The following is an 11551-nucleotide window of genomic DNA, read 5'->3' on the forward strand; positions in this document are numbered from 1 at the left end:
AGCTCCGTATACGGCATACCAACTCCCCAGTGTCTTGATGCTGATCTACTCCCTTATTGTGCAATCTCGATTATGAACTGGCACACTACTTGACCATTCATGCAGGAGGTCTATTATAGACGTTGCTCAAAGAGGAATGCTTTTCCAGGCACAATGGAACAATTAACGTGTCCACCCCTTTTCCGAAATGAAGTGTCCAGACTGTAACGCTGCCGAGGTGTCAAAGAACAGTCATCGTAAAGTCGAATCATGTGGGCGCGATCGCGTGTTTGTTGAGAAACTGTTGTCGCTTCTCGCAACTCAAAGAGCATCAGATATCCCACGTCCATCTAGTCTAAGCGTTTGTTAGGCATTCAAAAGCCTGGGATTGCTGGTTTTATAACTCAATCTAGTCTACGAGGTGACTTGATTGCACTAAAAGGAGAGTGGCGATGCAATCCATAAATAAGGGAATAGCCTGATGCTGTGTTCTGGTATAGGATTCTCAAGTATTATCCTTACCAATAGCTTAACGGTATAACTATTTATTCAACTGCACGAAGAGGTTTAACACGCTTATGGGGAAGGGAAACTGGAACCGATGAACGTCTTTAGAGCATTCGGTTTTCAAAGTGAAACTTCCTTCGCTCCGGTACCTAACTTATTAGTTGATTTCCTGACTGCTCATTTTACAAATATCGTGAGACGCGCAGCTTGACCATATGTTATGCGGCAACAACAGCATACCGCAGCACTTCTAAAACCTCAATGGGATCGCAACCATACAAACCTGCTCCCCATGCTGCATTTTGTTCAACAACTGCCCATCCTCTTCCTTGAATCATACCTACGTCAATTACTGTTGCCTGAATAATCTCTACCTGTTCATCTGATAGTAGAGTTTCGATGAACTCCCGAACCTCGCACTCTTCCTCTTCAGTATGTACAAAATCATTCTCTCGCTGTAACTCTCCATCGCGGAGATAGACTGAGAATGTTTTCAGAGAGCGATTCAAAATAAAACAACGAAACTCCTTTTTCCACTCCACAATTTCCGCTATTAGCACTGGCATCTCATCGGGATAATCGCTTGGCAATTCCTTACCTTGATAAACGCGGGCAGGGAAACTTTTGTCGTTTGGCGGTTTGATAAAAGCTGCTTTTTCTATGCTCCGTGCTTCACCGAGGGTACTGAGATAAACCCAACGCTTCCGATATTCTTCAGGTAAATTGGGTAGCCAATCATCTGGTGCGTCAAGTAAGTGAAGTCCAAGTTGCTCCGCTATCATCTCTGTCATCAACGCTTCCACATACAAGACTGGTTCGGGTACAAGTTTTAATTCATCAGGTAGCCGCCAGTTCATTAGTCGCTCGACTCGCCAACCCAGACGATTAGCTGCACGCCATAAAGCCTGAGAATCGTCAGTGTAGCGTGGAGTCAAAATCAGAGTTGGCATCAGTTACAAAGTCTTTAAATGCTAGCAGGCAATTTCTAATTATAAGCAAGCCACCGGGGAGGTACTGCCCCTCCTACCTCTGCCTTATCAGCACAGTGCCTCACTTCTTGGCTTCCAGTGCTTCATGTAATGAAGTAGCGTCCTCAGCACATATCCATAAATACGATTACTGCCATCTTTCTATCCCACATGACAAGCTGATAGCGATCGCATCCTAGGAACGCTAATAGCAAACCTCATCTTGACGGATATGCAAAGCAGAAGTATATGTTGGGTTTCCTTGCGTTAACTCAAGCTATGGCGATGAGCGATCGCATTGCACCAGGATCTTTTGTCAATCTGCTCCAATATGTTGTTAAGGCACTGTCTCGACTGCATTACGGAATGCTTCAACGGCAAACGGCAATTCTCCCACGACAAACGCTAGCTCCTCAGGATTGGCAACAAGAAAGCCGAGATTATCGAGGTAAGCCAAGCACAGGAACACCTGCTTGAGGTTTGTGTAATCAGCAGGCAATGGTTTGACGGTTTCGTAACCCTGTAAAAAGGCTTTCCGTTGTTGCTCCTCAAGTTCCATAAGCGCTAAAGCGAGGTCATAAAGGTAAAAGCCGAAACCACAACGGTCAAAGTCAATGATGCAAACCTTTTGGTCACAGAGTAAGTAGTTACCCGAATGAAAGTCGGCATGAATAACACCAAAACTGTCTTGCTTGCGTTGCAGTTGAGCAAAATGAGCGATTATATGGCTGGCATTGACCTTCAAACTGTTCAGGTCACTTTTATCTAATTCGGTGTTGCTTAAAGCCGTATACAACACCTCTAAACGCCCACTAAAATGGGCTTCATCAAACGTTTGGCGTTTGAAGCCTTCAGGTAGCTCAAACTGTTGCGAGTGTATGTGAAGTTGTGCCATCAGAGAGCCTACTTTTGAAAGCTGATCATCGGTCAAAATGTCCACAATAGGTGAAATTTTCCCTTCTACCCAGCCTATGAGCGTACACAGCGTTTCTGGCTTGCTATCAGCAGGTACACCTGTGACTAGCTCTCCGTTTAAATTAACAATAGGTTTAGGGAGTACCAAGGTCGTGTCGCTTTGCAAACTGCTTAACCAAGCTAGTTCTGAAGATATAGCAACTCGATCATGACATGCAGATGTGTGCAGACGTAGCACATAGGATTTATCGTCAGCATCTACTTTAAAGTTAGTGTTACTTGCTCCGCCTAAGCGCGTTAGCTGAGCATTTTCTAAACCATAGTTACGAAGTGCTTCAATTGCAAGCTGTAAAAACGTTTTGTTGTTCATCGTCTATGGTTGTTCATGATCCAATGAATCGACTGGAATGAAACAGACAAATTCCCATCGTTAGTATATGTACCTCAGTACCAGCCTATTGAGACTGGTGTTTTGCTGTTTAGCTATCTCCGACCGTTGCTTTTTTACTTCAGGGTCTAGCTTGATGCTGAGTGTCATCTTGGTTGCTATTCCAAAAGGATACTCTGACTAGAGTAGCTAATGAATAATCAGCAGCTCTGAGAAACCTGTGTCAGCCGTCTTGAACCTAAAACTCAACACCAAAATCTATATCAGTTAGTCCATCGGGGAGGTACTACCCCTCCTACAGCAATGTTGTAAGCATTGCACCTCACTTTTCGGTCTCCAGTGGAAATAATGGGTGGTATAGGAGTTGAACCTATCTGGTGCTGGTTAAAAGCCAGCTGCACAGCCGATATGCCAACCACCCGCACAAATGAAACTGCCAGAGTGGGGGTCGAACCCACAACCCTCCGATTAACAGTCGGATGCTCCGCCATTGAGCTATCTGGCATTAACCCCTTACCCAAGAGTCGAACTTGGCTACCATTCTTAGGAGGAACAGGTCTGCATCCCGCAGGTAAGGGAAAAGTTACCCCGTGCAAGTCGAAAAAGCATTTGGTTTTGTCGGTTAATAGCCGAGTGTGTATGCTTTATCTGTTAGGACACGGGTAAAAATTGGCTCCGGGAGTAGGACTCGTAGGCACAGCCTTCAAGGGAGAGTACCTACAACGCCGTAGTTAACAGCTACGGAGTCTACCACTTGAGTTATCCCGGAATAACCCCTCACCCAAGAGTCGAACTTGGTCGCCAGCCTTCGGAGGGCTAGGTCTGCATCCCACAGGCAAGGGAAACCCCTCTGGATGGAGTCGAACCATCAAGTCCGGCGTTCGTAGCACCAGATCCTATTCCGTTGGCAGAGGGAAATCCACTGGGAAGGTACTGCCCCTTCTATAGCCGCGTTATCAGCACGGTGCTTCGCTTTTCAGCCTCCAGTGGACAAAGGAAGATGGAGGAATCGAACCTCTACGACATCACTGCCGTACCACGGTTTTCAAGGCCGCTTGCCGTCCATTCGGCGGCATCTTCCGAGTTGAATAACGGAAGCTGGAGGAGTCGAACCCCTACAGTTATTCACTGCACTCCTGTGTTCGAGACAGGTTGCCGTCCTCTTGGCAGCAGCTTCCATTCAAGGGTATCTGACGGGAATCGAACCCGCTATGACTGGTTCCACAAACCAGCGCCGCTACCGCTTTGGCTTCAGACACCATGATGGAGTCAAGGAGAATCGAACTCCTGACCTCTTGCGTGCAAAACAAGCGCTCTACCAATTGAGCTATGACCCCTAAATTTGGTGGATACTGGTCAGAATCGAACTGACATCTTTCTACTTGCAAGGTAGACGCTCTACCAATTGAGCTACAGACCCGTATTTTGTGTTGTTGAATGCGATCGCATTCTCGCGTGCAAGTTATCAGAGCATTTTGCGTTTTCTCAGTTACTAGAGGGACTCCGCCGATGAGTTGTTACACACTCTTTAAAGGATGGCTACCTTGAAGCAAACCTGCCGGGTTCTTCGCACTCCTCGTTCTCAAACGCCCGCTGTGATTGAACAGCGTTACTTTTCCTCTCGTACTAAAGTATGTAGGCTCTAAAAATTGGGTCACGCAAGATGCGATCGCCGTAATTGCAAAATATCAACAAACCAACTTAATTCACCTCCTTAAATTAAGAAGCGTTAAACCAGCGCCTCCACTAGGATTTGAACCTAGGACAATCACTTTAGAAGAGTGCTGCTCTTTCCCCTGAGCTATGGAGGCAATCTAAATTGGTAGTCCTGGCAGGATTTGAACCCGCAACCCCTTGCTTGTAAGGCAAACGCTCCACCATTGAGCTACAGGACTACGAAAGCGAGTGATGGGATTTGAACCCATGCGCTGAGTGTGGCGCACTCAGATGCTAGCCGCTACATCACACCCGCATATTTAACAGAGCGGACAACGGGACTCGAACCCGTATCATAAACTTGGAAGGCTAATGTGCTAGCCATTGCACCATATCCGCATATCTATAGCGTTTCTCAAATAGATGAGATACACTCACCAGCATTGAGCAGGCGAATTCGAGATGAAAGCATATTCAATTGATTTACGGCAAAAGATCATTGAGGTTTACCAAAGGGAGGAAATTTCTCAACGTCAATTAGCTCGACGGTTCGGTGTCGCTCTCAGTTTTATCGCCAAGTTACTCAAGCAATATCGTCAAACCCAAGAAATATCGCCAAAACCTTTCAATGGGGGAGTGAAGCTCAAATTAACTCCAGATAAATTGGAGGTGCTGGCAAATTTAATTGAAGACAATAATGATGCCACCCTAGAGGAACTGTGTTCCCTGCTGAAGGCAAAGACGGATATTACTATTAGCCGTGCCACGATGGGACGAATGAGCCAAAGACTCAAACTAACAGTAAAAAAAAACTCTACACGCTAAGGAAAAAGATACTCAAAGAGTGCAAAACATGAGAGTAGATTTCTGGTCAAAGATTCGGGATGTTCCCGTAGAAGACCTGATTTTCCTGGATGAAGCCGGAGTTAACTTAGCTTTAGTTAGATTATATGCCCGTGCGCTTCGGGGTCAAAGAGCTTATGGTACTCGCCCTCAAAAACGAGGCAAAAATGTCTCGATGATTGGAGCGATCGCGCTCAAGGGAATCGTCGCATCAATCAATATTTTAGGAGCAACCGACGGCTTAACTTTTGAAGCCTTTGTTCTCCAAAAACTCGTTCCTAATCTCTGGAAAGGAGCAACTATAGTCTGGGATAATAGTACTATTCCCAAAGGGCAAGAAATTGAACAAGCCCTGAGAGAAGCTGGAGCAAAATTGATTTATCTCCCACCTTACTCTCCTGATCTTAACCCGATTGAAAACTTTTGGTCAAAAGTCAAAAACACGCTTCGTTCCCTAGGGGCAAGAACCTATAAGGCTCTAGATTTAGCGATTAGTGAGGCTTTTAGTCAAGTCTCTCTTAAAGACATTCGTAATTGGTTTGCTCACTCCTGCTACTGTATCTCACCTATTTGAGAAACGCTATAAAATCTGAAACTGCTTGAGGCGTTGATTCTAGTTGTGAGAGAATCCTATTTTTCTGATGAAAATCGACTTTGAAATTCTCCAAATATTCTGCTTTCTTTAGAAGAGTCAAGTACAGAAAATAGAACGCTTTTGAATCTCCCCCCAAATTGACCGTTGGGTAATAAGAAATCTGCAAACATTTGGGAAACCATCGATGGCTCATTTTTAAATACCCCACATCCCCAAGCACCTAGAACCAGTGCATCGCAATCATGATAGACAGCTAAACTTAACAATTTTGCACCGCGACTATACAGAACTTTGGGTATTTTTTCAGCGTCCTTGGGTTGGTTTCTCCAAATGGCACCAGCATTAGGAGCCGGACTTGTTATGAAATCAACCAGATAAGGTTTCTCCAAAAGCGTTCCATCATCTTTTCGGAAGATTGGACAACCGGGTGAGTAGATGATGCGATCGGAGTATAGGAGCGATCTCTGAGAACGATGGTAATCGTAGTATTCGGGGCATTTTAACAGGCTTTTATAAAGTGCCGAACTACGCGCCAGACTCTCTTCTTGGGCTTGAGCGCCTTTGAGAAATCCACCTCCAGGGTTTTTAGCAGAAGCAAAATTGAGAACGGCAATTTTTTGAAAGTTTTGCGATTGCGTTATGCGTTCTGCTCCCATCAGAGTTGTCTCATTCCTAACCTCAAATTCTATATTTGAGAATTGAGGAGAGCTAGAGAGAACGTTTTGTTTGATAGTTGAGAGGGTATCGGGTTCGTAGTATTTTGTCTGAGCAAGACAGGATACCAATCCTTGACCAATATCGACCCGGTTACCTTCAGGGGAGTAGTAGTAGCCTGCTTCGAGAATTTCTAGCGTGTCTTGAGCGATCGCAATCCGCCTCATGATTTCTGCTCTAATTCGTTAGCACAAAATTAACAGACGATTAGCCTCTGCATTTTAGCCATGCCATTCAGTTCAACAAGATATAGAGAAGAAGTGAGCTAAAGCATCTGTAACCGTCATCGTTGTCATATTTCCCTCCTCTTTAAACTCAAAAAATAGACTGTTAGCATAGCCACACCCAAGCAGATGGCGAGACTCGAACTCGCATAGGCAGTTTACAAGGCTGCTGTGTTGCCATTAACACCACACCTGCAATCAGAAAGCAGACGGCGGGGGTTGTTCGCGTCAGCGTTCCCGTTCGGCGTTAGCCGTTACCGAAGGCTAGGGTACACACATCAAGGGCTTACCATGCCCTTATGTTTCCGGTTACGCCACATCTGCTTGAAGCAGGCGGCGAGAGTCGAACTCGCATCAGAAGATTACGAAACTTCTATGCTTGCCATTGCACCACGCCTGCAATTTGGTGGCGGGGGCAGGAGTTGAACCTGCTGATAAGAGGCTTATGAGACCTCCAAGCCTACCCTGGCTACTTCACCCGCATCGCACCAATGCCCCTGACTGGACTTGAACCAGCAACCTCTTCGTTCTAAGCGAAGCGCCTCGTGCCAATTGGGCTACAGGGGCAAAATGATTGGTCTATTCGTATTCGGGCTTTAACACCCAATACCCCTGGCTGGGATCGAACCAGCATAAACTTTGCACTCAACAAAGTATGTCTACCTGTTGCATCACAGGGGTAAATCGGGGTGGCAGGATTTGAACCTGCGACCTTCAGCTCCCAAAGCTGCCGCGCTGGCCAAGCTGCGCCACACCCCGTTAATGCTCCTGGTGGGATTTGAACCCACACATAGACTGTTTTTAAGACAGCCGCCTACTTCCAATTGGGCTACAGGAGCGAGTTTTGATGCTCCCGGTGAGACTCGAACTCACACATAGACTGTTTTTGAGACAGCCGCCTACTTCCAATTGGGCTACAGGAGCGTGATGAAAGCTGCCCTCTCAGGGGCAGAACTGGGGAGGCAGGGCTTGAACCTGCATTTTTCCGCTTTCAAAGAGCGGTGCCATGCCATTAGGCGACTCCCCAATAAATGCCGAGGTAGGATTCGCACCTACAACTTCATAATTCAGAGTTATGCGACTTGCTATTCGTCCACTCGGCAATGAAAGGCTGCCCTGGTAGGGATTGAACCTACGACCGTTCGCTTAACAGGCGACTGCTCTTCCACTGAGCTACAAGGCAATGACAGCCCCCCAGGTCAGAATCGAACTGACGACCTCCTGTGCTTCAAACAGGCGCTAACTACCAACTGAGCTACCGGGGGAAGTTTCAACGGAGAGGACAGGATTTGAACCTGCGTTAGGTAAAACCTAATCAGACTTTCCAAGTCTGCGCCTTAAGCCACTCGACCACCTCTCCAAGTTGACGAGAGCGGAGGGAATCGAACCCCCACGTCATCGGTTTCGTAGACCGAGGTTTTATCCAGTTAAACTACGCTCTCATTAAGTAGTGCTGACGAGATTTGAACCCGCAATTCGCTTGATTGAAATTCAAGTGGCTTAAGCCATTTGCCTACAGCACTATGAAAGGCGAGGGGACTGAGATTTGAACTCAGATCATCGGTTTTGGAGACCGAGATGTTGCCAATTACACCATCCCCACATACGATTTGAACTTTGAATCTAAAGTCCAATGAGTCGGGCAGGATTCGCACCTGCAATGCATAAAAGCGGCGGTTTTACAGACCACTGCCCACGCTAATAGGCGAGCCGACCCAAATGAAAAAGGCGGAGAGGACAGGACTCGAACCTGCAATGGGTTGCCCCAAACTTCTTTAGCAGAAAAGCGCTTTTACCATTCAGCCACCTCTCCAGATAGCCCCAAAGGGATTTGTAGGCGAAGCCTTCTCGAAGGGTACCCTTGTACTTGCCTTGAGGGGGCGATGTCCTAAACCGCTAAACGATGAGGCTTTGAGCTTGAGTAGGAGTAGTAGGACTTGAACCTACGACGAGCCTCTTATGAGAAGGCTGCTCTACCACCTGAGCTATACTCCCTCGATTGCAGTCTTGAGGGCAGTGGGAGTAGCAGGACTCGAACCTGCAACCATACGGTTAAGAGCCGCCTGCTCTGCCAATTGAGCTATACTCCCTTTGAGAGGTCGAGGTGGGATTTGAACCCACGAATTTCTCTTTTGCAGAGAGACGCCTTAAGCCACTTGGCTACTCGACCTCGACGATTTGGGCAATTTATAATCTGCAAGAAGAAACAGATACTAAATCGCCCCATAGTCCCAACGGGGTTTGAACCCGTATTCCAGTATTGAAAGCACTGTGTCCTAGCCGCTTAGACGATGGGACCTTGTAGCGAGATGAGATTAAGAATTTTTATCTCTATTTGCTGAACGAGGCTGACGGGACTTGAACCCGCGACATCTTGTTCGACAGACAAGCACTCTACGCAACTGAGTTACAGCCTCATCAATTCAGCAATCTTGCTACAAACGTGTTACATCTCCGGGCTGTGGGGGGCATTGCTTGCTAGGCTATCCCCCCACTTGAGATGTCTGTGCTTAATTAAAAATGCACAGTATCAATCGTTAAATAGGTGATTTCTTATTCAGTTTTCAAGGTTCAGAAAAAGATGGAAAATATTTACAGAAATAATCGCCTTTCTAGGTAATAAACCTGTTGGGTATTACGCCTAGATTCAGCAGTTTTGGTTTGAGTGAGGTGTGTATTATCCGCTTGTTCAGTATCTACTTCAGATTTTTGGGAAGTAGGCTGATGCTGCACCTCAAAGGATTCTGGCGGATGCCAGCCTTTATTGATTCGTTGGATGTAAAGTAACATCATGACTTTTTTGGGTTAGAGGTTTTTGTCTCTTCCCCTCTTTCAATATATTTATACTACATAAATGCTACAAAGAGTGTCAAGGGGTTGGGGAAAAATATTTTGGGAATTTTGCAAGGATGCAGGAAACCTACCCAAACTCCTGACTGAGCTTAAGTTTTATGCCTGACATTTTGCCAAGCCATCTATATATATAAGGAATTGCAGGCTGTAGTATGGGATGTGCGATCGCTCATCCCCTGGTGGATGGTTCCCTGGCGGATGGCACTGACGCAAGACAAAATCGAGGGTCACTGACCCTAGAGCGATCGCTTATCCTACAAAAACTTAGATTGAAAACGCTTCAATCTCGCTATTACTCCACTCTCGCCGCGATCGCTCAGCGATAAACGGTCGGACTTTGAACTTCGGAGGGCGACCGTCAAAGACATCAATTCGCAAAAATGAGTAAGGTCGTCGCTTCTGCAACCCCTGACCATGACGACCGACAAAAAGCAGCGATTTTGCCACCAAGCGGGTGTCACCGCCCTTGATTCCCCCAAAATCCTCCGTCAATTCTGCTCCCTCAGACCGCTGACGGCGGAGACTGTGACCGCTGCCACCACAAACGATCCAATTGATATTGGAGTCACCGTATCCGGTATCGCCAGTTTGGAGATATTCCAGGCAGTGAGCGTGACCGTTCAGAATCAGATCGACCAGCGGACGCCCCTCCGCCTGGTTTCCGACTGCTTGCTTCACCGCATCTAACACCCGGCGGAGATGCTGACGAACTGCTAAAGTTTGCGCCTGGTGCCACTTCGTCGCCTCTGTAACATAGGGGGGATGGTGGAAATAAATGACCCGCCCGCGCACCTCGGCGGTATTCCAAGATTCAATCAGCCTTTGCCTCAACCAGTCCAGCTGCTCGAAATCAGTGACTGTCGTTTCGTCGGCTGCCAGTTGCTTGTTGATGTCAATCAAAAGTTCGTCGATTTGCTCTAGTTTGGCTTGATTGTCATCCAGCTGTTCAGCCTCTTCGGGTCGCCCGGAACTCAGTAGAGCTGAGGCTTCCATGATTTGAAGTTTCTGCCGTTCCAGGTCAGACCGACGATTTTCCAATTCGCTACGGTAGTCGTCCCCCTCTTGAGTCGTTGGCAGGGGGATTGGCGCATTGAAAGTATTTGAATCGAGTGCAAAGAAATCAATCCCACCGCTACGAAACGTGTAATAGCGGTTAGGTAAGCGGGTGAAGCGTCCCGGTTGATAAGAAAGACAGCGACCTGTATCCGTCTTGGCAGTGTAATGACGATCTAGATGACGAGCCAGTTCACTGTCGCTATTGAACGCTTTGAGGTAGTCAAGAAACGCTCGTGCATAGGCATTCCCTTGACCCGAACCGTGCCAGCCAATGTCCAAATCTAACTGGGAGCGCAGCAGGCGGCGTAAGGGCAGCGAAGCCTGGGCGATTAAACCATAGATAAAGGGTAGGTCATAGTAATCGTGGTTCCCTGGCACTGGCAAGAACGGCATATTGAAGACCATTTGATCGTAGGCAATGCGTTCCGGGCGATCGCCTCCTACCAAAAACTCTCGGTAGGGAGAAATAAAGTTTTTTAGGTAGTATTCGCTGGAGCCAACCAGATAGATTACGTCGCCGGTGTGCAACACAAAACGGCTCTGTTCGCGGTGGGCAAGCATGAGTTCTGCGATTTGTCGTTGGGGGTTGTATCCTCGATAGGAGCCGGAGCCACTATCTCCCACGACTAAAAATGAGAACTCCGGAGTGTCAGAAGCGCCATCGTCTAAAACCATCCGGGTTTGATCGATTCCTCGTTCCACAAGACTCGGTGCAAGCCATCGCACTCGTTCGTTCATCTTACGGATTTTGACCGAGATCGGTGGATCGGATACAAATTGCATAGCTGCTTTACTCCCAGATTTCTCTGTGCCCTCGTTGCTCGTCCCACTGCATGCTGATTGTACCTGCCTG

The 11551-nt window shown here is 47.1% G+C and carries 7 protein-coding genes and 31 tRNA genes; 1 reads left to right on the forward strand and 37 read right to left on the reverse strand.

Annotated elements, in window-relative coordinates; all coding sequences use genetic code 11:
- Positions 1-113: 113 nt before the first annotated feature.
- The 13 genes from NDA03_RS25260 to NDA03_RS25320 form a co-directional block, all read right to left on the reverse strand.
- A complete protein-coding gene (locus NDA03_RS25260) occupies positions 114-329 on the reverse strand; it encodes a hypothetical protein (RefSeq protein WP_348239502.1) in 216 nt (71 codons plus the stop codon).
- Positions 330-704: 375 nt separating this feature from the next.
- On the reverse strand, positions 705-1436 hold the full coding sequence (locus tag NDA03_RS25265; protein ID WP_190675862.1) for an ATP-grasp domain-containing protein: 732 nt from the start codon (positions 1434-1436) through the stop codon (positions 705-707).
- Positions 1437-1791: 355 nt separating this feature from the next.
- The gene (locus NDA03_RS25270) at positions 1792-2739 is read right to left on the reverse strand and encodes a phosphotransferase (RefSeq protein ID WP_348239503.1); all 948 of its coding nucleotides are present in this window, start codon (positions 2737-2739) and stop codon (positions 1792-1794) included.
- A 367-nt stretch (positions 2740-3106) separates the two neighbouring features.
- A tRNA-Lys gene (locus NDA03_RS25275) sits at positions 3107-3178 on the reverse strand.
- Positions 3179-3190: 12 nt separating this feature from the next.
- Positions 3191-3262: transfer RNA gene (locus tag NDA03_RS25280), tRNA-Asn, on the reverse strand.
- A 165-nt stretch (positions 3263-3427) separates the two neighbouring features.
- A tRNA-Asn gene (locus NDA03_RS25285) sits at positions 3428-3526 on the reverse strand.
- 323 nt (positions 3527-3849) lie between these two features.
- Positions 3850-3935 (reverse strand) — tRNA-Ser (locus NDA03_RS25290).
- Positions 3936-3942: 7 nt separating this feature from the next.
- Positions 3943-4016, reverse strand: a tRNA-His gene (locus tag NDA03_RS25295).
- Positions 4017-4021: 5 nt separating this feature from the next.
- Positions 4022-4094 (reverse strand) — tRNA-Ala (locus NDA03_RS25300).
- A 6-nt stretch (positions 4095-4100) separates the two neighbouring features.
- Positions 4101-4177: transfer RNA gene (locus tag NDA03_RS25305), tRNA-Ala, on the reverse strand.
- 318 nt (positions 4178-4495) lie between these two features.
- A tRNA-Arg gene (locus NDA03_RS25310) sits at positions 4496-4568 on the reverse strand.
- A gap of 9 nt (positions 4569-4577) precedes the next feature.
- Positions 4578-4652 (reverse strand) — tRNA-Val (locus NDA03_RS25315).
- A gap of 88 nt (positions 4653-4740) precedes the next feature.
- Positions 4741-4812 (reverse strand) — tRNA-Gly (locus NDA03_RS25320).
- 63 nt (positions 4813-4875) lie between these two features.
- On the opposite strand from NDA03_RS25320, the gene NDA03_RS25325 reads away from it, so the two are divergent.
- Positions 4876-5830 (forward strand): IS630 family transposase gene (locus NDA03_RS25325; protein ID WP_348239504.1). Its coding sequence is split into 2 segments (ribosomal slippage): positions 4876-5219 and positions 5218-5830, totalling 957 coding nucleotides; the frame shifts between segments, so codons are not numbered across the junction.
- Positions 5831-5886: 56 nt separating this feature from the next.
- Here NDA03_RS25325 and NDA03_RS25330 read toward each other — a convergent pair.
- The 24 genes from NDA03_RS25330 to NDA03_RS25445 all read right to left on the reverse strand — a co-directional run bounded on the left by NDA03_RS25330 (position 5887) and on the right by NDA03_RS25445 (position 11481).
- Complete coding sequence (locus tag NDA03_RS25330) at positions 5887-6732, reverse strand: TIGR02452 family protein (RefSeq protein WP_348239505.1); 846 nt, start codon at positions 6730-6732, stop codon at positions 5887-5889.
- A gap of 181 nt (positions 6733-6913) precedes the next feature.
- Positions 6914-6985: transfer RNA gene (locus NDA03_RS25335), tRNA-Thr, on the reverse strand.
- A gap of 132 nt (positions 6986-7117) precedes the next feature.
- A tRNA-Thr gene (locus tag NDA03_RS25340) sits at positions 7118-7189 on the reverse strand.
- 92 nt (positions 7190-7281) lie between these two features.
- A tRNA-Leu gene (locus NDA03_RS25345) sits at positions 7282-7356 on the reverse strand.
- Positions 7357-7473: 117 nt separating this feature from the next.
- A tRNA-Pro gene (locus tag NDA03_RS25350) sits at positions 7474-7548 on the reverse strand.
- A gap of 4 nt (positions 7549-7552) precedes the next feature.
- Positions 7553-7628: transfer RNA gene (locus tag NDA03_RS25355), tRNA-Leu, on the reverse strand.
- A gap of 9 nt (positions 7629-7637) precedes the next feature.
- Positions 7638-7713 (reverse strand) — tRNA-Leu (locus NDA03_RS25360).
- 30 nt (positions 7714-7743) lie between these two features.
- Positions 7744-7816 (reverse strand) — tRNA-Gln (locus tag NDA03_RS25365).
- A 4-nt stretch (positions 7817-7820) separates the two neighbouring features.
- Positions 7821-7892: transfer RNA gene (locus NDA03_RS25370), tRNA-Gln, on the reverse strand.
- Between the two features lie 8 nt (positions 7893-7900).
- Positions 7901-7972, reverse strand: a tRNA-Asn gene (locus NDA03_RS25375).
- Positions 7973-7979: 7 nt separating this feature from the next.
- Positions 7980-8054 (reverse strand) — tRNA-Phe (locus NDA03_RS25380).
- A gap of 9 nt (positions 8055-8063) precedes the next feature.
- A tRNA-Ser gene (locus tag NDA03_RS25385) sits at positions 8064-8149 on the reverse strand.
- A 7-nt stretch (positions 8150-8156) separates the two neighbouring features.
- A tRNA-Arg gene (locus tag NDA03_RS25390) sits at positions 8157-8231 on the reverse strand.
- Between the two features lie 6 nt (positions 8232-8237).
- Positions 8238-8312, reverse strand: a tRNA-Glu gene (locus NDA03_RS25395).
- A gap of 8 nt (positions 8313-8320) precedes the next feature.
- A tRNA-Trp gene (locus NDA03_RS25400) sits at positions 8321-8392 on the reverse strand.
- Between the two features lie 31 nt (positions 8393-8423).
- Positions 8424-8506, reverse strand: a tRNA-Tyr gene (locus NDA03_RS25405).
- Between the two features lie 12 nt (positions 8507-8518).
- Positions 8519-8602 (reverse strand) — tRNA-Ser (locus NDA03_RS25410).
- A gap of 109 nt (positions 8603-8711) precedes the next feature.
- A tRNA-Met gene (locus tag NDA03_RS25415) sits at positions 8712-8784 on the reverse strand.
- Positions 8785-8806: 22 nt separating this feature from the next.
- Positions 8807-8879, reverse strand: a tRNA-Lys gene (locus NDA03_RS25420).
- Between the two features lie 6 nt (positions 8880-8885).
- A tRNA-Cys gene (locus NDA03_RS25425) sits at positions 8886-8959 on the reverse strand.
- 56 nt (positions 8960-9015) lie between these two features.
- A tRNA-Glu gene (locus NDA03_RS25430) sits at positions 9016-9088 on the reverse strand.
- A 44-nt stretch (positions 9089-9132) separates the two neighbouring features.
- A tRNA-Asp gene (locus NDA03_RS25435) sits at positions 9133-9206 on the reverse strand.
- 175 nt (positions 9207-9381) lie between these two features.
- Entirely contained in the window at positions 9382-9582 is a 201-nt protein-coding gene (locus NDA03_RS25440; protein WP_190412523.1) for a hypothetical protein, read from the reverse strand.
- A 324-nt stretch (positions 9583-9906) separates the two neighbouring features.
- Entirely contained in the window at positions 9907-11481 is a 1575-nt protein-coding gene (locus tag NDA03_RS25445; protein ID WP_348239506.1) for a metallophosphoesterase, read from the reverse strand.
- Positions 11482-11551 lie beyond the last annotated feature (70 nt).

It is taken from the genome of Trichocoleus sp. Lan (genome assembly GCF_039961855.1).
In the GTDB taxonomy this organism is placed as follows: Bacteria; Cyanobacteriota; Cyanobacteriia; order Cyanobacteriales; family FACHB-T130; genus FACHB-T130.

Bases quoted from the DNA above. Each gene is read 5' to 3' on its own strand.
- NDA03_RS25260 (WP_348239502.1), bottom strand. From the start codon at position 329: ATGGACGTGGGATATCTGATGCTCTTTGAGTTGCGAGAAGCGACAACA.
- NDA03_RS25265 (WP_190675862.1), bottom strand. From the start codon at position 1,436: ATGCCAACTCTGATTTTGACTCCACGCTACACTGACGATTCTCAGGCT.
- NDA03_RS25270 (WP_348239503.1), bottom strand. From the start codon at position 2,739: ATGAACAACAAAACGTTTTTACAGCTTGCAATTGAAGCACTTCGTAAC.
- NDA03_RS25330 (WP_348239505.1), bottom strand. From the start codon at position 6,732: ATGAGGCGGATTGCGATCGCTCAAGACACGCTAGAAATTCTCGAAGCA.
- NDA03_RS25440 (WP_190412523.1), bottom strand. From the start codon at position 9,582: ATGATGTTACTTTACATCCAACGAATCAATAAAGGCTGGCATCCGCCA.
- NDA03_RS25445 (WP_348239506.1), bottom strand. From the start codon at position 11,481: ATGCAATTTGTATCCGATCCACCGATCTCGGTCAAAATCCGTAAGATG.